Here is a 26043-nt window from a genome sequence, read left to right as displayed (position 1 = left end):
CGCTCATCGTGCGCCCGCGGCAGAGGCCGCGCCGTTCGCGCGCCGCGCGCCGCTCGCGACCAGGGCCGCCGCCTCGTCCGCGCGCCGGGACATCGAGACCGCCCCCGCGAGCCGTTCGATGGTGGGCGGCACGTCCCACTCCGTACGGCGGAGCGAGGCGAGCGTGGTCGCCGGTACGACGACGAGATCCGGCGCGCCGGTCTCCGCCGCCCGGGCGAGCAGGGCCCAGGCGGCCTCCCAACGGGCCTTCTCGGGGCGCGCCCCGACCGCGGCCACGACTCCGTCGAGTGCTGCCTGGCGCAGATCACCCCGCTCCGGCAGCTCGGCGCCGTACGGGTCGGCGAGCAGCGTCTCGGGGTCCGGGAGGTCCATCCGGTCCAGACTCGCCAGGAGTTCGAGCCCCGGACCGTCCCCGACGGTGCCCCTGACGAGCAGCGAGATCACCTCGCGGGAGGACCCGGCGGCGGTCGCGAACGCGATGAGGCGCAGGCTCATCTCCCAGCTGCGGGGCGAGGGCCAGGCGCCACCCCGCCGGGTCTCCCCGCTGGGCAGCCGGTGGACGAGCGTGGGGCGGGTGGCGAGGAGTCCGCACACCGCGCGCCGCGCGTAGTCCACGGCGTGCGGCAGGCGCTCCGGGTCGAGCCGGGGCAGGGTCGCCCGAGGCCAGGTGCCGCCGAGGCCGCGGACGACGACATCGTGGTCGTGGGTCCACTGGAGGTGTACGAAACGGTTGGCCAGGGGCGGACTCAGCTCCCAGCCGTCGGCGGCCGAGGCCCGCGGGTTGGCGGCGGCCACGATCCGCACCCCGGACGGCAGCCGCAGGGCACCGACCCGCCGTTCCAGGACGAGACGGAGCAGAGCCGCCTGCACCGACGGTGGGGCGGTGGACAGTTCGTCGAGGAACAGCAGGCCGCGGCCGGCCTTCACGAGCCGTACCGCCCAGTCCGGCGGGGCCATCGGGACGCCCTGCTCGGCGGGATCGTCCCCGATCACGGGCAGTCCGGAGAAGTCGGACGGCTCGTGCACGCTGGCGATCACCGTCGTCAGCGGGAGGTCCAGCGACTTGGCTAGCTGGGTCAGCGCGGCCGTCTTGCCGATCCCCGGCTCACCCCAGAGGAGTACGGGCAGGTCGGCGGCGACGGCGAGGGTCAGGGCCTCCAGCTGGTCGTCGGGGCGCGGCTCTGTCGTGGAGTCGCGCAGCAGGGCGAGGAGTTCGTCGGCGACGTCGAGCTGGGCGGGGGAAGGGGTGCTCAAGGGCATGGATGATCACCTGTGGGTTCGTCGTGGGTGCGCCGGTACGGGCGTGACCGCCGGTACCGGCGACATGAGGGGATGCCGGTGGGGCGGGCCGGTACCGCTTCGATCAGCGGGTGCGGCTGTGGCGAGGGCGGGCGCGATGGCTCCGAGGGCGGTCCGTCCCGGGCAGCACACGTCCCGGTCCCGGGCCGTGGAGGCCGGCTCGGTAGAGCCCGTACGCGATCCGCCGCCGGGCGGCCGACTCCAGGGCGTCCCGCAGCGCGCCGTTGCGCAGCGCGGCGCCGGGGCCGAGCAGGCCCTCGACGACGGCCAGCGCGCCGGCGGTGTCGCCGTGATCCAGTCGTTCGCGGACACCCGTGAGGCAGTCCGGACGGCGGTGGGCGTCGTCGATCACCTGGAGGCAGGGGAGAGGAGGACCGCCCAGCGCGACCAGGAGCTCCTCCCGCCGGATCTCGGCGGGGGGGTGGTCGAGCGGGACGAGGACGCCGTCGGACAGGCCGATCCGGTGCCGGGCTCCCCGGCAGTCCACCGGACGTGGCTGCCCGGGCGGATCCGCGAACGGGGCGGGACCGGCGGGCCGGTGGTCGGGTACGAGCGCGGAGGCGACCAGCGGATGCAGCCGGCCGGCCTCGATGAGGCCGGCGCGCAGCAATTCCAGATCGGGCAGCACCCAGGTCGCCGCGTCGGGCAGTGTGGGCAGCGCCCGCACCGCCGCCGGAGGCATCACCGGGGCGACCGATGCCGGGCCGCCGCCCGCCGGCACGTCGAGAACCACCTGTCGGCGGCCCCCGAGCCGTACACGGACGCGCCCGGAGTCCCGCCCCTCGGCCCGGAGCAGGATCCCGGCCTCAGCCGCCCAGCGGTCGACGGCGTGGCCGGCTGCCTCCTCGTTCGGCGACGACGGGTCAGCGGGCGTATCCGACGGCGGATCGACGGACGGCTCCTTGTCCGCCCCGGAACGGACCCGCAGTTCGTCGCTGCGCCGCGCGTCCCAGAGATGGCGATGGAGATCCAGCCGGTACCGCCTACTCGGGCGCGGATGCGGATGGCGGCGCTCGCCCGCGGAACGGGATCCGTCCCACAGGGCGAGGCTCATCCGCTGTCCGGCGTCCGCCCACGCGGGCGTGGTCCGCACCACGAGGTACAGCGCGTGGGAGGCGATGTCCCCCACGTCGTCGGCGCCCACGTCGTCCCGCGCGACGGCTCCCGGGACCTCGTAGCGTGCCAGCGGGACGGTGAGCCCCGGGCGCAGTAATCCGTCGGGAGCGATCCGCGGCATGTGCCAGCGCAGCAGGTCGGGAGCGAGTTGCCGGAGATCCGCCCGGACCAGGGCGGTGAGTTCCCGCCCGTACGCACGGGCGGCGGAGCGGAGGTCGACATCGACGTCGACGTTCGCGGCGGCACAGGCGCCGGCCCAGTCACCGGCGGTGCGCCGCCGGTCGGCGGTCTCGATCATGGAGGGCGGCACGGCGAACTCGCGCACGCGCAGCCAGAGGGAAAGGCGGGTGTCGCCGTTCGCGGAACGAGTGAGCATCAGCACTCACCTTGCGCGGACGGGACCCCCGATCTGATAGCGGAGTAGGTCGTCATCACGATGATCGTAACGAGGACCGAGCGGCGGGACCAGAGGTTTTCTCCGGCCCAACCACCCGTCGCGGGGAGGGCTTCACCGCCCGGACCGGGAGGCCCGGCCGGCGAAGCCTCCCCGGTGCTCCTAGCCCTCGCTCACCGCGTCGGGACCGCTCCGCGCGATGATCGCCGCCGTGTCCACCCCCGCGGGCAGCGTGCCGAACGCGAGGCCGCGGTCCCCGTCGAGCCGCGACGCGCAGAACGCGTCCGCCACCGCCGGATCCCCGTGCCGTACGAGCAGCGAGCCCTGCAGCACCAGGGCCAGGCGCTCGACGAGCCGCCTCGCCCCGTACGCCGCCGCGTCCGGGTCGCCGAGCCCCGCCAGGTCCTTGCGGAGGCCCGCGACGGCCGCGTCCAGACGCCGGTCGGCACCCGCGCCCAGGTCGACCTCCGCGAAGAACGCCTCCACCGCCTGCGGCTGACGGGCCATCGCCCGCAGCACGTCGAGTGCGGCGACGTTCCCCGAACCCTCCCAGATCGACGGCAGCGGTGACTCCCGGTAGAGCCTGGGGAGGCCCGAGTCCTCCACGTAGCCGTTGCCGCCCAGGCATTCGAGGGCCTCCGCCGCGTGGGCGGGCGCCCGCTTGCACACCCAGTACTTGGTGACGGCGAGCCCGAGCCGCCGCAGCTGCTCCTCCTCCGCGTCGCCGCGCGTGGCCCGGTCGACCGCGCCGGCCAGGCGCAGGGCGGCGAGCGTGGCGGCCTCCGCCTCCACCGCGAGGTCGGCCAGGACGTTCCGCATCAGCGGCTGGTCGACGAGCCGCGCCCCGAACGCCTCGCGGTGCGTGGCGTGGTGCACCGCCTGGACGAGCCCGAGGCGCATCCCGGAGGCCGAGCTGATGGCGCAGTCGAGCCGCGTCATGTTCACCATCCGGATGATGGTGGCCACCCCGCGCCCCTCCTCGCCGACGAGCCGGCCGAGGGCGCCCTCGTACTCGATCTCGGAGGAGGCGTTGGAGCGGTTGCCCAGCTTGTCCTTGAGCCGTTGGAGGCGGATCGCGTTGCGGCTGCCGTCCGGCAGGACGCGCGGCACCAGGAAGCAGGAGAGGCCGCCCGGTGCCTGCGCGAGGGTGAGGAAGACGTCGGACATCGGCGCCGAGGTGAACCACTTGTGGCCGGTCAGCGCGTACTGGCCCGGCTCGCCCGTCGGCACGGCCCGGGTCGTGTTCGCCCGGACGTCCGAGCCGCCCTGCTTCTCGGTCATCGACATCCCGGCGATGATCCCGCGCTTCTCCGTCGGCACGCGGAGGCCGAAGTCGTACGACGAGGAGGCCAGCAGCGGCTCGTACACCTCGGCCAGCTCCGGCTGGGCGCGCAGCGCCGGCACCGCCGCGTACGTCATGGAGACCGGGCACAGGTGTCCCGCGTCGGCCTGCCCCCACACGAACACCTTCGCCGCGCGGGCGACGTGCGCGCCCGGCCGCTCGTCCCGCCAGGGCGCGCCGTGCAGCCCGTGCCGGACGGCCACGTCCATCAGGTCGTGCCAGTGCGGGTGGAACTCGACCTCGTCGATCCGGTGGCCGTACCGGTCGTGGGTGTGCAGCACGGGGGAGTGGCGCTCGGCGAGCCGCCCCCATTCCTGGGCCTGTTCGCCGCCGGCCCGTGCGCCGAGCTCGCGGACCTCGGCCTCGGCCCAGCCCGCGCCCTCCCGGCGCAGCGCCTCCAGGAGCGCGGGGTCGGCGGAGACGTCGTAACCGGTCAGGGGCGGTACCTGGTTGGTGACCTCATGCGTGGTCGGCATCGGGGACTCCCAGTGCTCGCAGGGTGAAGGTGACGAGTGCGGGTACGGTGCCGGGCCCGACGGACCCCTCCGCCAGCGGGCCGACGAGCGCCTCGGCGCCCGCCCCGACCAGTGCCGAGGCCGTCAGGACCGGGTCCTGGGGCGGCAGCTCGCCCGAGCGCACGCCCTCTTCGACGCGCGCGGCGAACACGTCGCGGAACGCGCGCCGGAAGACCAGCCGCTCGGCGTCCACGGCCGGGTCGACGGGCTCGGCGAGCAGCGCGTAGGCGAGGCGCGGCGACTTGAGGGCCCGCAGGGCGAAGGTCTCGATGACGGCGACCACCCGCTCGGCGGCCGAACGGTGTCCGGGATGTCCGGCCGCCTCGGAGACGGCCGCGACCTCCCGGCTCACCACGGTCCGGAAGAGCTCCACGGAGAGCTCCGTCTTGCCGGGGAAGTGGCGGTACACGCTGCCTGTGGCGATTCCGGCGCGGGCGGCGACGGCTGCCACCGTGCATCCCGCGTATCCCTGCTCGGAGAGCAGTGCCCGGGCCGCGTCGACGACGGCGGCGCGCTGGGCGTCGAGCCGGGCCTGGACGGCGGGGGTGCGTCGGTAGGGCATGGAAGAAGTGAAGCAGTGATTCACTTCTTCATCAAGGGTCGGGGCACGCTCCGGGCGCGGGCGCGGGCGCGGGCGCGGGCGCGGGGACGGGAACGGGAACGGGAACGGGAACGGGAACGGGAACGGCGAACGCCCCCACCCTGCGGGGGTGGGGGCGTTCGCCGTGCGTTCGCCGCGCGATCGGATGCCCGGTCTCAGCCGGTGAAGACCTCGGTCAGGGACCAGATCGCGAGGCCCGCCATGCAGATGCCGCCGATGCGCTGCACGGTCTTGAGCGGAACGCGCTTCGCGATGAAACGGCCCGCGACCAGGGCGAGCGCGGAGACGCTCATCAGGGCGGCGAGGGAGCCGATCGCCGTCGACCAGGTGCCGTTCGTGGCGGCCAGGTTGGCGGTGGTGATCTGGGTGAGGTCGCCCCACTCGCTGATGAAGACGGCCATGAAGGCCGTCGAGAAGACGGGCAGGAAGCCGGTGACGGTCTTGCCACCCTCGTCGGCCTCGTCGTCGTCGCCCCCGCCGCGCAGCAGCATGAACGCGCCGAAACCGAACAGCAGGGCGGAGACGAGCTTCACGGACCAGCCCGGGAGCAGCCCGAGCAGGCTGCCTGCGCCGACCGCGATGGCGACGTGCGCGAGGAAGGCGGTCGAGGTGCCGATCCATACGTAGAGAGGACGCATCCGCGTGCCCATGGCGAGGGACGCGAACATCGTCTTGTCGGGAAGCTCGGCGAGGAAGATCAGCCCGAAGGCGGTGAGGATCGCCAAGGGGTCGAGGTGCATACCGGGGCTCTCTGCTCGGTCCGGGCCTGTGGACTCGGCACGGCACCTCGGTGGGCGACGGGAGGACCACTCGGCCCGGCATGACGGACCACGCCCACGGAAGCGCGGACGCGGTTGATGCCTGGCCGAAGGTCTCGCCCGCCCGCGTCGAACGCGGACCCGGTCACCGGGAACCCGAGGGTTCCAGTATGTCGACGACCGATTTGCAGGGCTACTCCCCTTCGCTGTCCCTCAGTGTAGCGGACCGGGGCGCGAGAGTGAGTAGACAGCGTCTACTCGATCTTGGTAGACAGTGTCTATGCATGAGGAATCCGAAGATCACCAGGCCGAACACCACCAGACGCCCGGGAGCGAGGCCGACGACCGGAGCGACGGCGGGCTGCGGGAGCGGCTCGTCCGCGTCGGCGTCGAGCTCGTGAACGCCGAAGGCGTCCAGGCCCTCTCGCTGCGTGAGATCGCCCGCCGCGCCGGCGTCTCCCACGGCGCCCCCCGCCGCTACTTCCCGACCCACCTCGAACTCCTCTCGGCCATCGCCCGCCAGGGCTTCACCGAGCTGACCGCCCGCGTCGCCGCCGAGGACCGGGAGACCGCCGCGCCGCGCCAACGCATCGCGCTCCTCGCCCGCGTCTACCTCGACTACGCCGGCAGCCGACGCGGCATGTACGAGCTGATGTTCCGGCACGACCTGCTGGAGAGCGGCAGCCTCGGGCTGCGGGAGACGAGCCTGCCGCTGTTCGCCCGGGTCACCGAACTCGTCGCCCGCGTCCGCCCCGCCGCCGACCCCGCCGTCCTCGCCGGCGCGCTCTGGGCCAATCTCCACGGCATCGCCCAGCTCTGGCACTGGGGCAGCCTCCGGCTCGCGACCGGCGGTGACGACCCCGCCCCGTTCCTCGCGGCCGCCCTCGACGCGCACCTCGGTCCCGCGGGGCAGGCCTCATGAGCCCGCGCCGTGCCCCTGTCCTGGCGTGCAGCGTCGTCGGCGCCGCCGTCGTCGCCCTCGACGGCACCGTCCTCAGCGTCGCCCAACCCGCCCTCCAGCGCGATCTTGACGCGGACGTCGGCCAGGTCCAGTGGACCAGCACCGGATACCTCGTCGCCGTCGCGAGCCTCCTGGTCTTCGCCGGACGGCTCGGCGACCGCTACGGCCACCGCCGGGTCTTCGCCATCGGCGCCCTCGGCTTCGCCGCCGCCTCCACCGGAATCGCCCTGGCCCCCGGCATCGGCACCGTGATCGTGCTCCGGGTCCTCCAGGGGGTGTGCGGTGCGCTCCTCCAGCCCGCCACGCTCGGCATGCTCCGGACCGCCTACCCGCCGGATCGGCTCGGCACCCCCATCGCCGTGCGCACCGCCGCCATCGGCCTCGCGGCCGCGGCCGGCCCGCTCGTCGGCGGCGCGCTGGTCTCCGCGTACGGCTGGCGCTCGGTCTTCCTCCTCGGCGTCCCCCCGACCCTCGCCATCGGCCTGCTCGCGCTCGCCACCCGGGAACGCCCGAGTGAACCGAGCCCGTCGCACGAGCCGAGCCCGGAGTACGAGACACCCCCTGCCCCGCGGCAGACCGCCGCCACCGGCCTTTCCGCACTCGACCCCGCAGGTGCCCTGCTCCTCGCCGTCACGCTGGGGCTGTTCGTCCACGGGCTCGTCGAGGCCGCCCGTCCCGGCGGCGCCCCCACCGGCCTGCTCGCCGTCGCCGGGGCCGTCGTCACCGGACTCGTCCTCGCCCGGCACGAGCGCCGCGCCGCACGCCCCCTGCTGCCTCCGGAGCTGCTCCGGAGCGTGCCCGTCGTCGCCGGCCTCGCCGTCCTGCTCGCCGCCTCGGCCGCCCTCTTCGGCTCGCTCTTCGTGGCGACGTACTTCCTCCAGGACGTCCAGGGCCTCGACCCCCTCGACTGCGCCCTGCGCGTCCTCCCGCTCGCCGTCCTCATGGTGCTCGGCGCGCCCCTCTGCCCGCCCCTCCAGCGCCGCTTCGGTCCCCGGAGCACGGCGACCGCCGGCGCCGCCCTGCTCACCCTCGGGGTGCTGCTCCTCTCCCGGCTCGACGCGACGGCCGGCGCCGTCCCCGTCGGCGTGAGCGCCGCACTGCTGGGCGCCGGGTTCGTCACCCTGATGGTCACCGCGACCTCGGTCGTCGTGCACCGCGCCCCCGAGGCCCACGCCGGAGTCGCGGGCGGCCTCCAGCAGACCGCGATGAACGTCGGACCCGCGCTCGGCGTCGCCACCGCGACCCTGCTGCTCGCCCTCGTCCCGGACGGCGGCTTCGTACCGGCCCGGGGGGTCGTGCTCCCGGCCCTCGTCCTGATCGCCGCACTCGCGCTCCCCGCGGCGCTCGCCCTGCCCCGCGCCGCCGACCGGCGGCGGACACGCCCGGAGCCGCCGTCACCCCGGCCCCAACCCCGATCCTGCGTACGATCATGAAATGCCAGCAGGTCAGCGGGCTCGCCCCGAAGCCCCGACGCGCACCCAGTTCAACCTCGGCCGCGCGCTCCCCTTCCTGGTCCTGGCGCTGGCGTTCGTCGCCGATCTGCTGACCCCGGACCGGGACCGCTTCGACCGGCTCCTCGTCGCCGCTCCCGCGCTCGCCGCCGTCACCTGGAGCGTGCCCTGGACGATCGTCATCGGGCTGCTCGCCGTCGTGGCCCGGCTGGTCCTCGGCCTCATCAGGGGCGAGTTCGCCGCGGCGCCCGAACTCGTCTCGAACCTGATCGTGATCACCGGCGTCACCGCCGCCGCTGCCTGGGTCAGCCGGGTCCGCACCCGCTACGAGCGGGACATGCGCGAACTCACCGCCGTCGCCGAGGTCGTCCAGCGGGTCGTGCTGCGTCCGCTCCCCACCCACCTCGGCCGCTTCGACCTGCATCTGCTGTACGTGGCGGCCGCGGCCAAGGCCAGGATCGGCGGCGACTTCTACGAGGCCGTACGGGTCCCCGGCGCCGTACGCATCATGCTCGGGGACGTCCAGGGCAAGGGTCTCGGCGCCGTCGAGACGGCCTCCGTGCTCCTCGGCTCCTTCCGCGCCGCCGTCAACGACGCCGCCGACCTGGCCGTGCTCGCCGACCGGCTCGACGAGGGCCTCGCCCGCTACGGCGCCTGGGACCCGGACTCCGACGCCGCCGAACGCTTCGCCACAGTCGTCCTCGTCGAACTCCCCGACGGCGAGGACATCGCACGGCTCCTCAGCTGCGGCCACCCCGCCCCGCTGCTCCAGCGCGGCGGCGAGGTCGAGCCCGTGCGGTTCGCCGACCCCTCGCTGCCCGTGAACCTCGCGGGCCTCGCCGACTCCCACCACCGCATCGAGGAGGTGCCGTTCGGGCCGGGGGACCGGATGCTCCTCTACACCGACGGCGTCAGCGAGACCCGCGACCGGACCGGCACCTTCTATCCGCTGGAACTGCGCCTGCGCGGCTGGGTGCGGGAACCGGCCGAGGAGGTGCCGGCCCTCCTCCACAAGGACCTCACCGACTACGGCGCCGGCGGCCTCGACGACGACGTCGCCGCCCTGCTCGTGGTGGTTCCGCCCGTGTCCCGCTGAACCCGGCCCGCCCGCGTCGTCCCCAAACATCGAGTTCGGGGCGGCTTGTGTCGTTCCCGACCGGTTGCGTGACGCGTGCGCCGTTCGTGCGCTCTGGCCGCTCCGCCCCGCATAGGTGAGGCTTGCCAGCGTCCGCATCGCGGACAGTCACCAGTCCAGTCGAGAGGAACGGGTGCACGTGCCCAAGGAGAACCCCTTCACCACCGGCTCGTCCGAAAACTTTCCCGGCTTCCCGGACGTCACGGCGGCCCTGACCGCGGCCGAGACCTCCCGGATCACCGCACGCGGCCTCTGGGCCGCCGACGGAACGGTGGACCCCGGCGCCGTCCGCCTCGGCCAGACCCTCGCCAACGCGCTCCTGAGTGACACGACCGAGGGCGCCGACACCGCCACGGCACTGCTGCCCGCCGAACTCGCCGCGATCGTCGAGGAGGTGCGCGGCCTGGCGCTGCCCGCGTACCACCGCATCGAAGGGGCCGCCGAGAGCGAGGGAGCGGCGGAGAACGTCCGGCTCTCCGCGTTCAGCCTCCGCCAGCTCGGCCCGGGCCCGCACCCGCTCGTGATCGTGCCCGCCGGATGGACCCCCTTCGGCTGGCCGCTGTTCCTCTGGTCGTACCTCGTCCTCGCCCGCAAGGGCTACCACGTCCTCGCCTACACCCCGCGCGGACTCGGCATCCCCGGACTGCCCTCCACCTCCAGCGGTTTCGTCGACGTCGCGGGCCCCCACGACTGGGCCGACGGCTCCGCGGTCATCGACTTCGCCGTCGACCGCTTCGCCCCGGGCGTCATCGGCTTCATGGGCGAGTCGTACGGCTCCGGCATCAGCCAGCTCGTCGCCGCCCACGACGACCGGGTCGCCGCCGTCGTCGCCCTCAGCACCTGGGGCAACCTCGCGACCAGCCTCTACGACCACAACACCCGCCACCTCGCGGCCGTGAAGGCCCTCCTCGCCCTCACCGGCGGACCCGTCGAGACCAAGTTCGACGAGGCCAACCGGGAGATCCTCGCCGACTTCCAGGCCGACCGGAACCTGGACGCCGTCGTCGAGTGGGGCCTCAAGCGCGCCCCCGAGTCGTACCTCCGCCTGACCAACGAGAAGGGCACGCCGACCTTCTTCTCCAACACCTGGCACGAGAGCCTCTTCGCCGTCAACCAGACCCTGAAGACCTTCGACGGCCTGGACGTGCCCAAGCGGCTCAACCTGTGGATCGGCGACCACGCCGCGCCCGAGGGCCCCGCGCTCATCGGCCCGCCCGCCGTCCGGGGCGAGGTCAACCTCCCCATGGCGGAGGCGTACGCCTGGCTCGACCACCACCTCAGGGGCGAGCGCAACGGCGTCGAGGAGTGGCCGCAGGTCTGCAACCAGGTGATGTTCTCGTACGTGACGGAACCCGTCCTGGACCCGGAGACCGGCGAACCCACCGGCGAGAACCGGATCGTCGTGCCCGCCCGCCGCGAGACCAGCCCCGGCTGGAGCGAGGTCACCGACACCACCGAGGTGTTCGGCCTCACCGGCGACGGCGCGGGCGGCACCGACGGCCGGCTCGTCCCCTCCGGCGAGCCCGGGACGGAGCAGACCGGCTGGCGGCGTGCGTTCCTCGCGGGCGTGGACACCGAGGCCACCGCCATGGACGCGATCATGAAGACCGGTCAGGCGGAGTGGCAGGGCAACCCCAAGATCTACGACACCCACAAGATCGACCGCCGCCACGCGGTCGCGTGGACGACCGAACCGCTCGTCTCGCCCGACGGGGAGGAGGGCGTCGGCCGCCGCGTCCGGGGCATCCCGCGGCTGCGCCTCACCGTCCGCTCCACGGCCACCTCGGCGAGCGTCTACGCCCACCTCCTGGACGTCGCCGAGGACGGTACGGCCCGGATCATCAGCCATGAGCCGCTCAACGTGTACGGCCTGACGCCCGAACAGGACACCACCGTCACGTGGAGGCTGCAGGCGGCCGCGTACGACATCCCCTCGGGGAACCGGCTGATGCTGGTCGTCGACAGCAAGGACCCGCTGTACGGGGACGCCTCCGTCACCTGGACGCAGACCGTCATCGGCTCCCCTGAGGGCGAACCGTCCCGCCTGGAACTGCCGCTCGGCTGACCCGGTCGGCTCCCGACCGAGTCGTACGACGGACGGGCACGCGGCTGCACGCGCGCGTGCCCGTCCGTCGCGGGCGGCACACCACCGGATCCGGTCCGGGCGTCACACCACCGGGGCGAGCCCCAGATGCTCCCGGAGCGTCGTCCCCGTGTACGCCGACCGGTACACGCCCCGTTCCTGGAGCTCGGGCACGAGCAGCTCCACGATGTCGTCGAGACCGTCCGGCACCAGGTACGGCGAGACGTTGAAGCCGTCGAGGGCCCCGTGCCGGACGAACCGGGCGAACTTCTCGGCGAGCCCGGCCGGGGTTCCCACATGGCCGCGCTGCGGGCCGAGCTCGATGACCGTCTCGCGCAGCGTCCAGCCGTTGGCCTCGGCCTTCGCGCGCCACTCGGCCACCGTGTCCAGGGTCTCGCCCAGCTGGCGGGTGCCGAACTTCCCGTCGTACGCGGCGACCACCGGGTCCTCGGCGGGCAGCGGCCCGTCGGCGTCCCGCCCCGACAGGTCGAAGCCCCACAGCCGGCTCGCGATGCCGAGGGCCACGGCGGGGGTGACCTGTTCGAGGCGGACCCAGCGCGCCTTCTCCTCCGCCTCCTTCTCGGTGGCCCCGATGACGATCTCCGTACCCGGCAGGATCCGCAGCGCGTCCTCGGCCCGGCCCGCCGCCCGCAGCCGGCGCCGGATGTCCTCGGCGAAGGCGAGCGCGTCGTCGAAGTCCGTGCCGTGGGCCGAGAACACCACATCCGCCTGACGGGCCGCGAAGTCCCGGCCCTCGCCGGAATCGCCCGCCTGGAAGATCACCGGATGACCCTGCGCGCTGCGCGGCAGCGTCGGAACCAGGTCGACGTCGAAGTGCGCGCCCTTCGACCGTACGCGTCCCACCGCGTCCGGCACCGACCAGCAACGGGCCTCGACGGACCCGGCCACCGCACCCTCCGCCCAGCCGTCCCACACGGCTCGTGCCACCGTCAGGAACTCCTCGGCGCGCCGGTAGCGGTCGGCGTGGTCGAGGAAACCGCCGCGCCGGAAGTTCTCCCCGGTCCAGGCGTTGTGCGTGGTCACCACGTTCCAGCCGGCCCGGCCGCCCGACAGCAGGTCGAGACCGGCGAGGCGCCGGGCGAGATCGCCCGGCTCGTTGAACGTGGTGTTGGACGTGGAGACGAGCCCGATCCGCTCCGTCGCGGCGGCGAGCGCCGCCAGCTGGGTGATCGAGTCCGGGCGGCCGGCGACGTCCAGCTCGTGGATCCCGCCCTCCGACTCGCGCAGCCGCAGACCGTCCCCGAGGAAGAAGGCGTCGAAGAGCCCGCGCTCGGCGGTCCGCGCCACCCGGAGGAAGGAGGCCGGATCGATCTGGGAGCCGCTCGAAGGGTCCGACCAGATCGTCCAGTGGTTGACGCCCTGGAAGAACACCCCGAAGTGCAGCCGCGCGTCCGGGCGGGGGACGTCGGCGGGATCGGTGCGGGTCATCGGATCTCCTCCCGTACGGGCGTTGCGGCGGCACTGCCGGTCGTCGTGAAGCGGCTGAGGGGCCGGGGAAGGCCCAGGGAGGCACGCAGGGTGGTGCCGGGCAGCGGCCGGGCCGCGATCCGCCGGACGAACAGCTCGGGCAGGACGAGCCGGGAGAGCACGGCGAGGTCCTCGTCGAGCACGAGCGGATGCAGCCGCACCCCGTCGACCCGCCCGTGCAACTCGGTGAGGAGGGCGACCAGACCGGCGGCGGGGCCGGTGTACCGCAGCCGGTCCGGCCGGGCGGTCCACGGGGCGAACCGCTCCAGGTCGGTGATCCGTTCCCCCGCCGTCTCGTGCGGAGTGTCGAGGGCCACCTCGATCTCGGCGAAGGCGCGCGGTGACGCGCTGCCCTCCGTGGCCGCCACGACGTCGGCGATGCCGCCACCGCCGACCAGGGCCACATCGGTCAGCTCGGCCGGAACGATCCCCGCGCGCGCGAGGACCACGGGCCGTCCCTGCGGCGGGCGCGGCACGATCGACGGCCCCTTCACGGAGTACGTCTCACCCGTGAAGTCGATGGCATGGAGCCGCGACCGGTCGAGATAGCGGCTGGTGGCCACCGACCGGATCACCGCGTCGTCCTCCCACGAGTCCCACAGATCCCGTACGACCCGGAGTCCGTCGCGGGCCTCGCGCGCCGTCGCGTCGGGCCCCTCGACCGGCGGCCGTCCCCAGGCACGGGCGGCGGCGGGGTCCGACTCGACCCCCACCACCCAGCCGGCCCGGCCGGCCGAGACATGGTCGAGCGAGGCGAGCTGCGAGGACACGTGGAACGGCTCGGCGTAGGTGGTCGCGAGCACCGGGGCCACCCCGAGAACGCTCGTCGACGCGGCCACGAACGCGGCCCGTTCGACCGCGCCGATCCGGCCCGCGGGACCGGCGGCGGAACCCGGCGGCAGAATCGAGTCGTCCAGGGTGACCAGGGTGAACCCGGCGTTCTCGGCGACGGCCGCGACCCGGGCGAGCCGACGCGGGGTCAGCAGCTCGCCGGGGGAGTGCGCGGCACGGCGCCACGCGGCCGGATGGGCGCCGTCACCGTCGATCTCGACGGCCAGGCGCAGGGCGGGGCGGGGCATGGGAAGTCCTTCCGGAAGACAGGGGCACGCGCCGGGACCCACGGGCGCACGGAGGCGCGACGGCGCGGGGCCGGGGCGGCGGGATGTCAGCGGACGCGCGGACCCACGGGAGTGGGGTCAGCCGCGAGGGGAAGGACAGATGGCCGAGGAGGTACGGCAGAAGTCGACGTGCCGCCGGCAGACGAGCCACGCCCCCACCCGGAGGCCGGGACGGAGGGCGTGCGGCTCAGCGCTGGCTCCGCGCACATCCGCCTCCCCGCAGGTCCGGGCCGAGATCCCGTCCGGGTTCAGGAAGGGAGCGCTTCAGCTTAGGCAGGCCGCCTTCCGCGCTGTCAAGGCCGTTCCGGGGGTTGGGTAGGCGTACGGACGTGGCCGGCGCGGGAGTTCGCGCGTGGCGCCGGCAAGCGCCCCGGGACCGGGGTCACTTCACCCGAACCGGAGCGCGTACCTCTCTGGTCGGACGGCACATGGGCCCGCAGCGGGACGCGGTACGGCGACGGGTGCTCCTAGCGTGTCCTCATGATCCGAATCACCAGGGCGGCTGTCGCCGCCCTCCTCGCCTGCTCCGTCGCCTTACCCGCCGGTGTGGCCACCGCGGCCACTCCCGACACCCCGTCGCCGTCGGCCGCACAGCAGGCGAGGACCGCCACGCTGCCCGCGCCCACCGGTCCGTACGCCGTCGGAAGCACCGTCCTCCCGCTGGTCGACCGGACCCGCACCGACCCGTGGGTTCCCACCGCCGACGGACGCGCGCTCATGGTCACCCTCCACTACCCGGCCGCGGGCGCCGGCGGCGGCCGCCCCGCCCCGTACGCCACCGGGGAGGAGGCACGCCTGCTCGCCGAGCAGCTAGGGCCCGGAGTCTCCGGCGACGTCCTCGCCCGTACGCGCACCCACAGCAGGACCGACGCGCGGCCCGCCCCGGGCCGACGCCCCCTGGTACTGCTCTCACCGGGCTTCAGCGTCTCCCGCTGGACCCTCACCCATCTCGCCGAGGACCTCGCCTCCCGCGGCTACGTCGTCGCCTCCGTCGACCACGCCTACGAGTCCTACGGGATCAGCCTCCCCGGCGGACGCACCCTCACCTGCGTCGCCTGCACGGCCCTCGACGAGGGGGGCGTGCACGGCAGCGTCGTCACCTCGACCCGCGCCGCCGACATGCGCTACGTCCTGGACCGGCTCACCGCGCCCCGGCCCGTGTGGAAGCACGCCGACGTGATAGACACCCGGCGGATCGGCATGGCGGGCCACTCCATCGGCGGGGCGAGCGCGGCCTCCGCGATGGTGGCCGATCGGCGCATCGACGCCGGGATCAACATGGACGGGTCCTTCTGGGAGGAACTGCCGGCGGAGGGTCTGCGGGGCCGCCCGTTCATGATGCTCGGGACCCACGACGCCATGCATCTGCCCGGGGGGACGGACACCACCTGGGACCGGACGTGGAACGGCCTCGACGGATGGAAGCGCTGGGTCACCGTGGCCGGCTCCGAGCACTTCACCTTCTCCGACGGCCCCGTGATCTCGCGCCACTTCGGCCTGCCGCAGCCCGAGCTGCCCACCGACCGCGCCGTCGCCGTCACCCGGACGTACGTCGCCGCCTTCTTCGACCAGCACCTGCGCGGACTCCCGCGCCCGCTGCTCGACGGCCCGTCGCCGGCGAACCCGGAGGTCCACTTCCAGCACCGCTGACCCACCAGGAGCCCGGCGGCCGTCACGCGACGGCCGCCGGGGTCGTCACGGGGGCGTCACCCTCAGGCGCGGTACGGGGTGTTCGCCGCCGCCCAGTCGGCGAGAACCCGCGCGCAGTCGGCGACCGACTCGCGCCAGGTGCGAGCGGCACCCTCCCCGGCCTCGTCGCTGACGTGCTTCACGATCCGCAGCGGCACCCCGGCGGTCGCGGCGACGTGCGCGAGGGCGTACCCCTCCATGTCGACGAGAGCGGCCTGCTCCGCGAGCCGGGCGCGGGCGGTCTCGTCCGAGATGAACGTGTCCCCGGTAGCCAGGACCGTGTCAGCGCCGTCCGGGAGCGTCAGCGGCGCGCCGTACGACTCGCCCGTCAGCGTGGCGAGCAGCCGGCCGTCGAAGTCGTGCTGCACCACGGTGCCGATCACATGCGTCCCCGTCATGCCGGGACGCAGCGCCCCCGCCGTGCCCAGGTTCACGATCCCGGACGGACGCGGGCCGCGGCCGAGGGCGAGCGCGAGCGCGGTCGCCGCGTTCACCTTGCCCATGCCGGTCAGCAGCACCGGCAGGTCCGTGTCCAGGAACTGCGCCTCCTCCTTGACGGCGAGGACGAGCAGCGGACGGTCGGCGGTGATCTCTCCCAAGAGTTCCATGGGGGTCACGCTAGTTCGCGGCCCCTTCCGCCGTACAGCCGAGGTCCCGGTGGGCGCGAGGGGCGCTCACCGGAGCGACAGGCCGCGCTCCGCGAGTGCCCCGGCGAGCAAGCGAAGCGCCTTCGGGCCCACACCGTGCAGGGCGGCGAGTTCGGCGGCGGGAACCCCGTCGAGCTGGTCGAACCGGGTGTAGCCGGCTGCGGCGAGCGCACGGGTGGCGGGCGCGCCGATGGCGCGGGGGAATTCCGTCTCGGGACGGTCGGATCCGGTGGCCATGGACCGATGGTGCCACGCGGGGGAGGGCTCCGGCCCGTTCACCGCCGTGGTGAGACGCGCGGTCACACAGGCAGCAGGCGCCCGATCAGAGCCCCCAGCTGGCGGGCGTTGCGGCACGGGCGCATCTCGACGAGAACGGCGTAGGCCGGGGCCACCGAGTCGCCCGTTCCCCACAGCGCGGGCTGCTCCGGGTTGAGCCAGTGGACCCGGCGGGCCCGGTCCGCGATGCGTTTCAGCGCCGCGAGGTTCGGATCGGAGCCGTTGGTGCGGGCGTCCCCGAGGACGAAGACCACGGTGCGCGGGCCGAGGGCCTCGGCGTACCGGTCGGCGAACTCGCCCAGGGCCGTCCCGTAGTCGCTCTGCCCGTGCCACCCGGTCAGCTCCGCCTCCGCGAGGATGCGGTCGCCGAGCCCGGCCGGATCCGCGGAACCCCGGGCGATCAGCCCCGTCACCTCGTCGACCCGGTTGACGAAGGCGAAGACCCGTACCCGGCTGAACTGGTCGTGCAGGGCCTGCACCAGCAACATCGTGAACTGCGCGAAACCGGCCACCGACCCGGACACATCGCACAGCAGGACCAGCTCCGGCCGCCGGGGAGGGCGCCGGCGCAGCACCGGCCGCACCGGCACGCCGCCTGTCGACAGCGAGCGGCGCAGCGTCCGCCGCAGATCGATCTCTCCGCGCGACGCCCGGCGCCGACGGGCCGCGAGCCGGGTGGCCAGCTTCCGCGCCAGCGGCCGCACCGTACGCCGCAACTCGTCCAGCTGCGCCCGCCCGGCGAGCAGGAAGTCGACGGTGTCCGCCGTGCCCCCGACCGCGCGGCGCGCGACCCGGTCGCGGCCCTGTCGCTCGGCCACGCGCCGCCGGGCCTCGGTCCGCACCCGCTCGCGGAAGGCCTCGATGCGGCGCCGGATCTCGTCGTCGAGCAGCCGCTCGGTGAATTCGGGCTCCTCCGTCCCGGGCGCCGCCCGGAGCCGCTCCCGCACGCGGGCGAGCAGCGTCTCGGGGCGCAGCCGGGACAGCGTCTGGTACGAAGACCAGCCGTCCGACTCGGGGCCGGAGCCGAAGCCGCCGAAACCGCCCACCGCCTCGGCGGCGAGCCGGTCGAGGGCGGCGCCGTCAGCGGTGCTGAGGGCCTCGGCGAGCCGGTCGCGCAGGGCCGCGAGATCGGGCGGACCGGCCGGGGCGGTCCCGTCCGCCTCCGCGGCCCGGGTGTGGCCGAGGGGAAAGTACAGGTCGAAGACGCGGTCGAACACCGGGCGCTGCGGCTCGCCGTGGAGCAGGGTCGCGGCGAGCGCCTCGCGCACCCGCTCCCGGTCGGTGAAGCCGACGGCTTCGAGGGCCTGCCCGGCGTCGACCGTCTCGCCGGTCCCGATCCCGAATCCGTGCGCGCGCAGGGCCCCGACGAGACCGGTGAGGCGGGTGGCGGCCGTCGTCGGCGGGGACGCGGCGTCCATGCCGCCGGCGGGCCCGCTCACACCGCGTCCAGGTCGAGCTTGGCGGCGGCCCTCACGATGTCGTCCTGGTGCTTGAGGAGGACGCCCAGGGTCTCCCGTACGACGTGCTCGTCCAGCCGGTCGGCGCCGAGCGCGAGCAGCGTACGGGCCCAGTCGATCGTCTCCGACACGGACGGCACCTTCCGCAGGTCCATCGCCCGCAGCGCCCCCACGACCCGCACCACGGACGCGGCGAGGGCGTCGTCGAGGCCGGGGACCTTGAGGGTGACGATCCTGCGCTCCAGCTCCTCCTCGGGGAAACCGATGTGCAGGAAGAGGCAGCGGCGGCGCAGGGCCTCGGAGAGCTCACGGCTCGCGTTGGAGGTGAGCACGGTGAAGGGGCGCCGGGTCGCCTTGATCGTCCCGAGTTCGGGAACGGTGATCTGGAAGTCGCTGAGGACTTCGAGCAGCAGGCCCTCCACCTCGACGTCGGCCTTGTCCGTCTCGTCGATGAGGAGCACGGTCGGCCGCTCGGAGCGGATCGCGGTGAGCAGCGGTCGGGGGAGCAGGAACTCCTCGCCGAAGATGTCCGTCCGCGTCTCGTCCCAGGACTCGCCCCGCCCGGCCGTGATCCGCAGGAGCTGCTTGGCGTGGTTCCACTCGTACAGCGCGCGGGACTCGTCGACGCCCTCGTAGCACTGGAGCCGGACCAGACGCGCGCCCGTGACCTCGGTGACCGCCTTGGCGAGCTCCGTCTTGCCGACGCCGGCCGGGCCCTCGACGAGGAGCGGCTTGCCGAGGCGGTCGGCGAGGAAGACGGTCGTGGCGACGGCGGGCGAGGCGAGATAGCCGGTCGCGGCGAGCCGATCGGCGACGTCGTCGACGGAACTGAAGAAACCGGTCGTCATTGGCTGTCCCCCCGGGGAGCGGAATCTCGTACTGGCCAGTAGCCTCTGCTGTACTTGATCAGATCAGGCACCGCCGCACAACCGCCCCGCGCAAGGTCCGTGCCGCGCGCGGGGCGCCACCCGCTGGTGCAATGGGGGGACCGGGTACGCCACCCGGGGACCGCGCGGCCGTGGAGGTGTCGTGGCGGAACGGGAAGCGGAGCGGGAACAGGCCCTCCCCCTGACCAGGGTGCGGGCCATGGAACAGGCGGTCGGCGAGATCGGCACGACGCTCGACGAGACGAGCACCTGCCGCGAACTCGCCGCCTTCGCCGCCCGACACCTGCACGCGGCCACCGCGGTCGACCTCCTGACGGAACCGGGCGCCCCACCGTGGCGCGCGGCCCACGCGGCACCGCCGGAGCCGGCGGGCCCGCCGGGGCTCTGGGGCCGGGCCGAGGCGGCCCCCGGGGCCACCGCGCCGGGTGGCCCGACCGGTCTCGGGGTGTCCGCCGTCCCGGGTGGCCCGACCGGCCTCGCCGCGCCCGCCGTCCCGGATGGCCCGGCCGTCGGCCTCGGGGCGCCCGCCGGTCCCGCGGCTCCCGGGGGTGCCGCGCAAGGCGACGCGGCCCCCGCCGGCGGACCGGGTCTCCCCGCGGAGTCCGCCGCTCCCGCCCCGAGCGGATCCGCCGCCCGCGTTCCCGCCCCGCCGGGCGACACCGCCGCCCCCGGTGGACCCGCCACCCACCGGCTCGCCCTCCCCCTCGCCGTCCACGACGAGGAGCCGCTCGGGACGGTCACCCTGACCCGTACCGGCGGCACGCCCTTCTCCGATGACGAGGTCGCGCTGGCCCGGTACGCCGCCCGCCTCGCGGCCCGGCATCTCGGGCACGCCCGTCGTCTGGTGGCCGCCGAGGACGCCGCGCTCCACCTCCAGCGCGCCCTCGTCGCCGAGCCCGGACGGCCGCACCCCAATCTGGAGATCGCAGGCGGCTACCTGCCCGCCGGGCCCCGCGCCCTCGTCGGCGGGGACTGGTTCGAGACCGTACGGCTCCACTTCGGCCGCAGCCTGCTCGTCGTCGGCGACGTCATGGGGCACGGCCTCGACGCGGCCGTCGACATGAACGCCTACCGCAGCGCACTCCGCGAGGTCGCCGCGACCGACCTGCCCCCGCACCGGGTACTGCGCCACCTCGACTCGGTGGTCGCGGAGGACGACGCCCGCCGCCCCGCCACCGTCCTGCTCGTCCGGGTCGACCCGGCCCGCGGCACCGCGACCTTCGCGAGCGCCGGGCACCTCCCGCCCGCGGTGTTCGGCGCCGACGGTTCGGCCGAGCTCGTCGACCTCCCCGTCGGCCCGCCCCTCGGCACCGGCGTCGGAGGCTACGAACCGACCACGCGACCGCTCCGCCCCGGCGACACCCTGCTGCTCTTCACCGACGGACTCGTCGAACGCCGCGGCGAGGACATCGACGACTCCCTCGGCCGGCTCGCCGCCCTCCGGCTTTCCCCGGACTCCGGCCCCGACCAGGTCGTCGACGAGGTGCTCCGCCGCCTCGGCGCGCACGGCGCGGAGGACGACGTGGCCGTCCTCGCCGCCCGCATCCGCGCGCGGACATCCCAGTGACCCACGGTCACATCCGCCCCACGGAACGCCGTGACACACGGTCACACCACCCCCGTCTCCAGCATGTTTGAGCCCTGAGCGGGATTCTTCCGGCCGGACGCTTGTGCGCGGCCCCGGGGCCCGGCACGCTCCTCGTATGAACACGGCCAGGCATGCCAGTGAACGTCTGATGAGCTGGCCCTCGCTGACCCCCGGCAGCGCCCATTGCGGCGCCGCGCTCGGACTGGGCACGGCGACGCAGGAGATCGTGCATTTCCACGGCGAGCACGAGGCCGACGTCCACCTCACCCGCGCCATGGTCGCGAAGCTGCGCCCGGCCCTCCTGGGGTCGAGCGCGGTCCGTCTCCGCGCCGGATCGGGGTGGGTGACGGTCCGTCTGGACATGGGGTCGGACATCGACCTGCTCGCCACCCTGGTGAGCGCCGCCCTCCAGGCCAACGGCGTGCCCGACGTCGCCCCGGACGGCTGCACCCGCACCCGCCCCGTCCCCGGACACCGCTGACAGCACCGGGGTGCGGGACCCGCCCCGAACCGATACCGGTCCCGTCAGAGCCTCCGCCCGGACGGCTCTACGCGCGCGTGCTCCCCGAACCCCCCCGCCGGGACCGGGAAGAGCATGCACGTGCTGGTCGCGTGGGCGAGCAGCCGGTCCTCCGCGTCGTACAGGCCCGCCTCCGCGAGCGCGGTCCTGCGCCCGCGTGAGATCACCGTGCCGATCGCCCGCACCTTGCCCGTGTCGACCGTGATCGGCCGGAGGAAGCGGGTCGACAGGTCGAGCGAGGTGTACGCCGTGCCCAGCGGGAGCGTCGAGTGGACCGCGCAGCCGGCGGCCGAGTCGAGCAGGGTCGCGTAGACCCCGCCGTGCACGCTGCCGATCGGGTTGTAGTGCTCCTCACCCGGCTCGAAGGTGAACACCGCGCGTCCGTCCTCGACCTCCTCGAGGCCGAAGCCGAGGAGCGCCGCGATCGGGGGCCCCGGCAGGCGTCCCGCCACCATCTCCCGCAGGAAGTCGAGGCCCGCCATCGTCCCGGCGGCCCGTGCGGTGGCTCCGGCGTCCTCCCACTCGACCGTGCGCGACCGCCCCATGACCACTCTCCGCCCGACGTGGCCGGCTGATTCCCAGCTGGCTCTGTACTGCGAAGCTAGCTGTCCTGAAAGCTGACTGTCAACGACACAGTCAGGTGGCTACAGTGTGACGATGAAGTGGCTGGAGACGGACACGGAGAACTGCCCGGTCCGCCGCGCCCTGGACCTCGTGGGCGAGAAGTGGACCCTGCTGATCCTGCGCGACGCCTTCAACGGCGTCCGCCGCTACGACGAGTTCCGCCGGCACCTCGGGCTCTCCGAGGCCGTCCTCGCCGACCGGCTCCGCAAGCTGGTCGCGGCCGGAGTGCTGCGGGCGGAGCCGTACCGGGAACCCGGTTCCCGGACCCGGTACGAGTACCGGCTCACCCGCAAGGGCGTCGACCTCTGGCCCGTACTCCTGGCGCTCAAGCAGTGGGGTGACACCCACGCGGCGGAGCCGGAGGGGCCGGTCCTCGACATCCGGCACACCGACTGCGGATCCCCCGTCCGCGTCGTCGTCCAGTGCGAGGGCGAGGAACGGGCCACCCTGGCCGCCCGAGACGTCACCGTCCGCCCCGGCCCCGGCGCCCGCCCGCTCACCCCCTGACACCCGGCCGGGCCGTCCGTCGGGCGAGCCCCTGGATCCACCGAATCCTCCCGCCCCGGCACCCGTTCGGCCGCACCCCTGCGATGTCCCACCGCCCAGCCGGGTACCTCACGAGGCATGCCCTCCACACCCGGTCCGCCGTACGACGGTGCCCCCGCCGAAGACGGCCCCGAGCACGGCCGAGAACACGACCGCGAGCACGGTCATGAACATGGCCACTGGTTGCGGCGACTCCACACCCGCGCCCTCGTCTCACCCGTCGGGCTCGCCTGGAACCGCGGCCGCGCCATGGAACTCATGCACCGCGCCATGGGCTTCGCGGCGCTCAGCCTGCTCACCCTCGTGCCGCTCCTCATCGTCATCGCCGCGGCCGATCTCGCCAGCGGTCAGGGCTTCGCCCGCTGGCTCGTCCAGGGCCTCGGCGTCTCCGAGGTCTCCGAGGAGGAGGTCGAGCGGCTCTTCGGGCAGCCGGGGCAGGCCCTGCAACGCACCACCGCCTTCGGCCTCGCCGCCCTCGCGGCCTTCGGCGTCACCTTCGGATCCGCCGTCCAGACCGGGTACGAGCGGGCCTGGGACCTCCCCACGGCCCGCTGGCACACCATGTGGCGGCACGTCGTCTGGCTGGCCGTCCTCGTCGCCTGTCTGCTCCTGTTCGTCGCCACCCCCGCACCGGCCGAGTCCCCGGCGATGGTCACCGCTCTCGTCGCCCTGGGCGACCTCGTCGGCACGTTCCTCTTCTTCTGGTGGTCGCAGCAGTTCCTGCTCTGCGGACGCATCCGCTGGCGCGCCCTCGCCCCGGGAGCCGTCCTGACCGCGCTCGGCCTGCTCGGGCTGCGGATCTTCTCCCAGCTCGTCTTCTCCCCGCTCATCGCCTCGAACGCGGTCACGTACGGCCAGTTCGGCACCGTCCTCGTCCTCCAGTCATGGCTCGTCGGCGTCGGCTTCGTCGTGTACGGAAGCGCCCTCGTCGGCCGCCTGGTCCACGAGCGCCTGCTCGACCGGCGCCTGCGCCGCGACCCCCCGACCGGCGCCTGACCCCCCGCCCGATCGGCCCGACCACTCCGACCGGCCCGAGCGCCCGCCCTGTCACCCCTGGTCGTGCACCCCTGGTCCGATGAACGCCGCCCGGCCTCCTGACGCCGGAGGTCCGACGGGTGGCGACCTGACAGAGCTCCGACGGTGGCGACCTGACAAAGCACGGCCCGGACCGGCGGGAAATTGATCACACGATCCGGTGATCCACCCCCGAGCGGCCTGGCGCCGTCCCCCGGACCGCTTGGATGAGGGTGATCCCATCGGCCCGTCGAAAGAGAGCCGCCCATGGCGAACATCTGGCTGCCGCCCGTCGAGTACGTCGCGACCCTGCCGAGAGCGACGGCATACGCCTGCCTCTACTTCACCGACACCCGAGGCCGCCCCTTCCAGCTGCGCGCCAGCTACGACACCGAGCTGTGGCAGTGGCCCGGCGGGAACATGGACCCGGGGGAGACCCCCTGGGAGACGGCCGTACGCGAGTGCCACGAGGAGACCGGGATCACCTTCGCCGGCGAACCGCGGCTGCTCGGCACCCACTTCGTGACCGACCGGGGCGAGGACTGGCCGGCCAACCACATCGGCTTCGTCTTCGACGGCGGTGAGCTGACGGACGAGCAGATCGCCGGTGTCGTCCTCGACCCCGGGGAGCACAGCGAGTACCGCCTGCGCACGCTCGACGAGTGGGAGCGGGAGATGGAGCCGCGCGAGTTCTCCCGCCTCGCGGCCACCGACCGGGCCCGCAGGACGGGCATCCCGTTCTACCTGGAGACCGGCTCCGAAGGGGACCGGCCGTAGGCGTGCGAGGGAGGAGTACGGAGGCGGGGCCGGCCCTCCGAACGGCCCCGCCTCCGGCCGGACCCCTCAGGCCCGGCAGCCCACCGGGTGGGCGATGTCGACCACGAGGCGCTCCGGCGAGTGCAGCCGGAAGGTCTTGTAGGCGGGTTTGGTGTCGAAGGCGGCTCCGATGGTGACCACACCCTCGAAGTCGCCGGTCAGGGCGACCCCCTTGAGCGCGGGCAGATGGATCTTCAGCAGCCGGGGTCCCTGGTAGACGGACCTTCCGGCGTCGTCGTGGGCGGCCGCGGGGGAGAGGCGGATCTCCAGGAACTGCTTGCCCGCCAGCGGGACCCGCCCGCCCGAGCCGTCGTAGTACAGCGCGCCGACCTGACGCACGGTGACCGGGGGCATGGCACCCCGTACGTCGATCACGAGCCGGTCGAAGGTCGCGTGGCCGCCCCAGCGGGCGTTGACGACCAGGGCCGTGGCCTGCGTCGACGAGCTCGGGGACGGGGCGTTCGTGGCGCCGGCCGGGATCGTGGCGCCGATGCCGGCGGTCAGCAGGATTCCCGCGGCGACGGCCGCGAGGGTGTGACGGTGATGCATGACGTCCCCCATTTCTGTTGCTCCGGGGACAGTGGTGTCACTGAGAGAGACATCCACCCACACGCTATGGTTCCACCTGATATGGGGTATTTATTCGCCTTTCTGGGCGCGTGTGTGTGCGCGTACGAGGGGCGTGCGCCTGGGGCCGTGGTGGCCGGTGGGTGGGCTGTTCGTCCGGATCCGGCGTAGCCCGTAACTCCTCGGCCGCTCAGCAGTTGACCAGGGCATGAAGAAGCGCAGCATGCTCGCCATCGCCTCCCTCGCCGCAGGCGTCGTCACGGCCCTCGTCACGCCTCCGCCGCAGGCCAACGCCGCCGAGAACCCCCTGGGCGGTGCGACCGGCCTCCTCCAGGAGGACCAGGGCGTCGACACCGTCCTCGACACCGTCCAGGGCGCCCAGAGCACCCTGCCCGCCCCCGGCGCGGGCGGGCTGCTCTGACCCGTGCCACCCGCGACGACCGGTGCCCCGCGCCCCCGACGGGCCGCGGGGCACCGGCACGCCGTGACCCGGGAGGAGGCGGCCCGTGCGCGCGCCGTGCGTGACTAATGACAGGATGTCCCCATGAGCGACAACGTTTACTTCGACATCACCATCAACGACGAGCCCGCGGGCCGGATCGTGTTCCAGCTGTTCGACCAGGACGTCCCGAAGACCGCGCAGAACTTCCGCGAGCTCGCCACCGGCGAGCACGGCTTCGGTTACGCCGGCTCCCCGTTCCACCGCGTCATCCCGCAGTTCATGCTGCAGGGCGGCGACTTCACCCGTGGCAACGGCACCGGCGGCAAGAGCATCTACGGCGAGAAGTTCGCCGACGAGAACTTCAAGCTGAAGCACGACCGCCCGTTCCTGCTCTCGATGGCCAACGCCGGCCCGAACAGCAACGGCTCGCAGTTCTTCATCACCACGATCGTCACCGACTGGCTCGACGGCAAGCACGTCGTCTTCGGCGAGGTCGTCGAGGGCCAGGACCTGGTCAAGAAGATCGAGGGCCTCGGCTCCCGTTCCGGCGCCACCTCCGCGGTCATCAAGGTCGCCGAGTCCGGCATCGTGAAGGCCTGATCGCCTTTCCGAGCTGAGCCGAGGGCGCCGCGCGCCCTCGCTCGCCCCACCCGGCCGGGGCGGGGCACGCCGTCCGAGCGACGCGCGTCCCCGCCCTCGCCGAGGTATC

At 74.1% G+C, this 26043-nt stretch carries 25 protein-coding genes; 12 read left to right on the top strand and 13 right to left on the bottom strand.

Going from position 1 to position 26043, the window contains the following annotated elements:
• Positions 1-3: 3 nt before the first annotated feature.
• The 5 genes from ACIP8Z_RS06755 to ACIP8Z_RS06735 all read right to left on the bottom strand — a co-directional run bounded on the left by ACIP8Z_RS06755 (position 4) and on the right by ACIP8Z_RS06735 (position 6007).
• The gene (locus ACIP8Z_RS06755; protein ID WP_402079620.1) at positions 4-1260 is read right to left on the bottom strand and encodes an AAA family ATPase; all 1257 of its coding nucleotides are present in this window, start codon (positions 1258-1260) and stop codon (positions 4-6) included.
• 103 nt (positions 1261-1363) lie between these two features.
• Entirely contained in the window at positions 1364-2791 is a 1428-nt protein-coding gene (locus ACIP8Z_RS06750; protein ID WP_402079618.1) for a hypothetical protein, read from the bottom strand.
• Positions 2792-2971: 180 nt separating this feature from the next.
• On the bottom strand, positions 2972-4627 hold the full coding sequence (locus ACIP8Z_RS06745) for an acyl-CoA dehydrogenase family protein (protein ID WP_402079615.1): 1656 nt from the start codon (positions 4625-4627) through the stop codon (positions 2972-2974).
• Positions 4611-5228: a TetR/AcrR family transcriptional regulator gene (locus tag ACIP8Z_RS06740; protein WP_319317203.1), complete on the bottom strand. Its 618-nt coding sequence runs from the start codon at positions 5226-5228 to the stop codon at positions 4611-4613. The genes ACIP8Z_RS06745 and ACIP8Z_RS06740 overlap by 17 nt, the downstream gene beginning before the upstream one ends.
• 194 nt (positions 5229-5422) lie before the next feature.
• The gene (locus ACIP8Z_RS06735) at positions 5423-6007 is read right to left on the bottom strand and encodes a TMEM165/GDT1 family protein (protein WP_015038477.1); all 585 of its coding nucleotides are present in this window, start codon (positions 6005-6007) and stop codon (positions 5423-5425) included.
• A gap of 298 nt (positions 6008-6305) precedes the next feature.
• On the opposite strand from ACIP8Z_RS06735, the gene ACIP8Z_RS06730 reads away from it, so the two are divergent.
• From ACIP8Z_RS06730 to ACIP8Z_RS06715, 4 genes are all read left to right on the top strand, one after another.
• Positions 6306-6947 (top strand): TetR/AcrR family transcriptional regulator, encoded by a 642-nt coding sequence (locus ACIP8Z_RS06730; protein WP_402079611.1) that lies wholly within the window; start codon positions 6306-6308, stop codon positions 6945-6947.
• Entirely contained in the window at positions 6944-8419 is a 1476-nt protein-coding gene (locus ACIP8Z_RS06725) for an MFS transporter (RefSeq protein ID WP_402079608.1), read from the top strand. Before ACIP8Z_RS06730 ends, ACIP8Z_RS06725 begins: the two co-directional genes overlap by 4 nt.
• Position 8420: 1 nt before the next feature.
• Positions 8421-9533 carry a PP2C family protein-serine/threonine phosphatase gene (locus ACIP8Z_RS06720; RefSeq protein ID WP_402079606.1) on the top strand — a complete coding sequence of 371 codons (1113 nt, stop codon included), beginning with the start codon at positions 8421-8423 and terminating at the stop codon, positions 9531-9533.
• Positions 9534-9711: 178 nt separating this feature from the next.
• On the top strand, positions 9712-11637 hold the full coding sequence (locus ACIP8Z_RS06715; RefSeq protein ID WP_402079603.1) for a CocE/NonD family hydrolase: 1926 nt from the start codon (positions 9712-9714) through the stop codon (positions 11635-11637).
• A 102-nt stretch (positions 11638-11739) separates the two neighbouring features.
• Here ACIP8Z_RS06715 and ACIP8Z_RS06710 read toward each other — a convergent pair whose 3' ends face one another.
• A complete protein-coding gene (locus tag ACIP8Z_RS06710; RefSeq protein WP_402079600.1) occupies positions 11740-13104 on the bottom strand; it encodes an NtaA/DmoA family FMN-dependent monooxygenase in 1365 nt (454 codons plus the stop codon).
• Entirely contained in the window at positions 13101-14222 is a 1122-nt protein-coding gene (locus tag ACIP8Z_RS06705; RefSeq protein ID WP_402079597.1) for an LLM class flavin-dependent oxidoreductase, read from the bottom strand. The genes ACIP8Z_RS06710 and ACIP8Z_RS06705 overlap by 4 nt, the downstream gene beginning before the upstream one ends.
• A 519-nt stretch (positions 14223-14741) precedes the next feature.
• Between ACIP8Z_RS06705 and ACIP8Z_RS06700 the strand changes: the two genes are divergently transcribed.
• Positions 14742-15911 carry an alpha/beta hydrolase family protein gene (locus ACIP8Z_RS06700; protein WP_402079595.1) on the top strand — a complete coding sequence of 390 codons (1170 nt, stop codon included), beginning with the start codon at positions 14742-14744 and terminating at the stop codon, positions 15909-15911.
• 62 nt (positions 15912-15973) lie between these two features.
• Here ACIP8Z_RS06700 and ACIP8Z_RS06695 read toward each other — a convergent pair whose 3' ends face one another.
• The 4 genes from ACIP8Z_RS06695 to ACIP8Z_RS06680 form a co-directional block, all read right to left on the bottom strand.
• Positions 15974-16558, bottom strand: a complete 585-nt coding sequence (locus ACIP8Z_RS06695) for a nucleosidase (RefSeq protein ID WP_402079592.1) — start codon at positions 16556-16558, stop codon at positions 15974-15976.
• Between the two features lie 66 nt (positions 16559-16624).
• Positions 16625-16834, bottom strand: coding sequence for a DNA-binding protein (locus tag ACIP8Z_RS06690; protein WP_402079589.1), 210 nt, complete (start codon positions 16832-16834; stop codon positions 16625-16627).
• Positions 16835-16896: 62 nt separating this feature from the next.
• Positions 16897-18291, bottom strand: coding sequence for a VWA domain-containing protein (locus tag ACIP8Z_RS06685; protein ID WP_402080802.1), 1395 nt, complete (start codon positions 18289-18291; stop codon positions 16897-16899).
• 17 nt (positions 18292-18308) lie between these two features.
• Entirely contained in the window at positions 18309-19178 is an 870-nt protein-coding gene (locus tag ACIP8Z_RS06680; RefSeq protein WP_402079586.1) for an AAA family ATPase, read from the bottom strand.
• Positions 19179-19359: 181 nt separating this feature from the next.
• On the opposite strand from ACIP8Z_RS06680, the gene ACIP8Z_RS06675 reads away from it, so the two are divergent.
• Positions 19360-20784 carry a PP2C family protein-serine/threonine phosphatase gene (locus ACIP8Z_RS06675; RefSeq protein ID WP_402079584.1) on the top strand — a complete coding sequence of 475 codons (1425 nt, stop codon included), beginning with the start codon at positions 19360-19362 and terminating at the stop codon, positions 20782-20784.
• A gap of 136 nt (positions 20785-20920) precedes the next feature.
• Positions 20921-21286, top strand: a complete 366-nt coding sequence (locus ACIP8Z_RS06670) for a luciferase family protein (protein WP_402079581.1) — start codon at positions 20921-20923, stop codon at positions 21284-21286.
• A gap of 44 nt (positions 21287-21330) precedes the next feature.
• Here the strand turns inward: ACIP8Z_RS06670 and ACIP8Z_RS06665 are convergent, their stop codons facing one another.
• Entirely contained in the window at positions 21331-21870 is a 540-nt protein-coding gene (locus ACIP8Z_RS06665) for a PaaI family thioesterase (RefSeq protein WP_402079578.1), read from the bottom strand.
• A gap of 112 nt (positions 21871-21982) precedes the next feature.
• On the opposite strand from ACIP8Z_RS06665, the gene ACIP8Z_RS06660 reads away from it, so the two are divergent.
• From ACIP8Z_RS06660 to ACIP8Z_RS06650, 3 genes are all read left to right on the top strand, one after another.
• A complete protein-coding gene (locus tag ACIP8Z_RS06660; RefSeq protein WP_402079575.1) occupies positions 21983-22456 on the top strand; it encodes a winged helix-turn-helix transcriptional regulator in 474 nt (157 codons plus the stop codon).
• Between the two features lie 117 nt (positions 22457-22573).
• The gene (locus ACIP8Z_RS06655) at positions 22574-23491 is read left to right on the top strand and encodes a YhjD/YihY/BrkB family envelope integrity protein (RefSeq protein WP_402079572.1); all 918 of its coding nucleotides are present in this window, start codon (positions 22574-22576) and stop codon (positions 23489-23491) included.
• Positions 23492-23776: 285 nt separating this feature from the next.
• Complete coding sequence (locus ACIP8Z_RS06650) at positions 23777-24286, top strand: NUDIX domain-containing protein (RefSeq protein WP_402079569.1); 510 nt, start codon at positions 23777-23779, stop codon at positions 24284-24286.
• Positions 24287-24352: 66 nt separating this feature from the next.
• Here ACIP8Z_RS06650 and ACIP8Z_RS06645 read toward each other — a convergent pair whose 3' ends face one another.
• A complete protein-coding gene (locus ACIP8Z_RS06645) occupies positions 24353-24874 on the bottom strand; it encodes a hypothetical protein (RefSeq protein WP_402079567.1) in 522 nt (173 codons plus the stop codon).
• 226 nt (positions 24875-25100) lie between these two features.
• Between ACIP8Z_RS06645 and ACIP8Z_RS06640 the strand changes: the two genes are divergently transcribed.
• Together ACIP8Z_RS06640 and ACIP8Z_RS06635 are read left to right on the top strand one after the other, a co-directional pair.
• Positions 25101-25313 carry a hypothetical protein gene (locus ACIP8Z_RS06640; protein WP_355970260.1) on the top strand — a complete coding sequence of 71 codons (213 nt, stop codon included), beginning with the start codon at positions 25101-25103 and terminating at the stop codon, positions 25311-25313.
• 123 nt (positions 25314-25436) lie between these two features.
• The gene (locus tag ACIP8Z_RS06635) at positions 25437-25934 is read left to right on the top strand and encodes a peptidylprolyl isomerase (RefSeq protein ID WP_319317258.1); all 498 of its coding nucleotides are present in this window, start codon (positions 25437-25439) and stop codon (positions 25932-25934) included.
• Positions 25935-26043: the final 109 nt, after the last annotated feature.

It is taken from the genome of Streptomyces sp. NPDC088553 (genome assembly GCF_044752965.1).
Lineage (GTDB): Bacteria > Actinomycetota > Actinomycetes > Streptomycetales > Streptomycetaceae > Streptomyces.
This window is presented reverse-complemented; position numbering and strand designations above follow the sequence as displayed.

Coding starts and splice junctions, on each gene's coding strand:
- ACIP8Z_RS06650 (WP_402079569.1), top strand. CDS start 23,777: ATGGCGAACATCTGGCTGCCGCCCGTCGAGTACGTCGCGACCCTGCCG.
- ACIP8Z_RS06735 (WP_015038477.1), bottom strand. CDS start 6,007: ATGCACCTCGACCCCTTGGCGATCCTCACCGCCTTCGGGCTGATCTTC.
- ACIP8Z_RS06690 (WP_402079589.1), bottom strand. CDS start 16,834: ATGGCCACCGGATCCGACCGTCCCGAGACGGAATTCCCCCGCGCCATC.
- ACIP8Z_RS06655 (WP_402079572.1), top strand. CDS start 22,574: ATGCCCTCCACACCCGGTCCGCCGTACGACGGTGCCCCCGCCGAAGAC.
- ACIP8Z_RS06685 (WP_402080802.1), bottom strand. CDS start 18,291: ATGGACGCCGCGTCCCCGCCGACGACGGCCGCCACCCGCCTCACCGGT.
- ACIP8Z_RS06705 (WP_402079597.1), bottom strand. CDS start 14,222: ATGCCCCGCCCCGCCCTGCGCCTGGCCGTCGAGATCGACGGTGACGGC.
- ACIP8Z_RS06725 (WP_402079608.1), top strand. CDS start 6,944: ATGAGCCCGCGCCGTGCCCCTGTCCTGGCGTGCAGCGTCGTCGGCGCC.
- ACIP8Z_RS06640 (WP_355970260.1), top strand. CDS start 25,101: ATGAAGAAGCGCAGCATGCTCGCCATCGCCTCCCTCGCCGCAGGCGTC.
- ACIP8Z_RS06750 (WP_402079618.1), bottom strand. CDS start 2,791: ATGCTCACTCGTTCCGCGAACGGCGACACCCGCCTTTCCCTCTGGCTG.
- ACIP8Z_RS06710 (WP_402079600.1), bottom strand. CDS start 13,104: ATGACCCGCACCGATCCCGCCGACGTCCCCCGCCCGGACGCGCGGCTG.
- ACIP8Z_RS06745 (WP_402079615.1), bottom strand. CDS start 4,627: ATGCCGACCACGCATGAGGTCACCAACCAGGTACCGCCCCTGACCGGT.
- ACIP8Z_RS06670 (WP_402079581.1), top strand. CDS start 20,921: ATGAACACGGCCAGGCATGCCAGTGAACGTCTGATGAGCTGGCCCTCG.
- ACIP8Z_RS06680 (WP_402079586.1), bottom strand. CDS start 19,178: ATGACGACCGGTTTCTTCAGTTCCGTCGACGACGTCGCCGATCGGCTC.
- ACIP8Z_RS06660 (WP_402079575.1), top strand. CDS start 21,983: ATGAAGTGGCTGGAGACGGACACGGAGAACTGCCCGGTCCGCCGCGCC.
- ACIP8Z_RS06700 (WP_402079595.1), top strand. CDS start 14,742: ATGATCCGAATCACCAGGGCGGCTGTCGCCGCCCTCCTCGCCTGCTCC.
- ACIP8Z_RS06740 (WP_319317203.1), bottom strand. CDS start 5,228: ATGCCCTACCGACGCACCCCCGCCGTCCAGGCCCGGCTCGACGCCCAG.
- ACIP8Z_RS06730 (WP_402079611.1), top strand. CDS start 6,306: ATGCATGAGGAATCCGAAGATCACCAGGCCGAACACCACCAGACGCCC.
- ACIP8Z_RS06695 (WP_402079592.1), bottom strand. CDS start 16,558: ATGGAACTCTTGGGAGAGATCACCGCCGACCGTCCGCTGCTCGTCCTC.
- ACIP8Z_RS06665 (WP_402079578.1), bottom strand. CDS start 21,870: ATGGGGCGGTCGCGCACGGTCGAGTGGGAGGACGCCGGAGCCACCGCA.
- ACIP8Z_RS06720 (WP_402079606.1), top strand. CDS start 8,421: ATGCCAGCAGGTCAGCGGGCTCGCCCCGAAGCCCCGACGCGCACCCAG.
- ACIP8Z_RS06645 (WP_402079567.1), bottom strand. CDS start 24,874: ATGCATCACCGTCACACCCTCGCGGCCGTCGCCGCGGGAATCCTGCTG.
- ACIP8Z_RS06755 (WP_402079620.1), bottom strand. CDS start 1,260: ATGCCCTTGAGCACCCCTTCCCCCGCCCAGCTCGACGTCGCCGACGAA.
- ACIP8Z_RS06635 (WP_319317258.1), top strand. CDS start 25,437: ATGAGCGACAACGTTTACTTCGACATCACCATCAACGACGAGCCCGCG.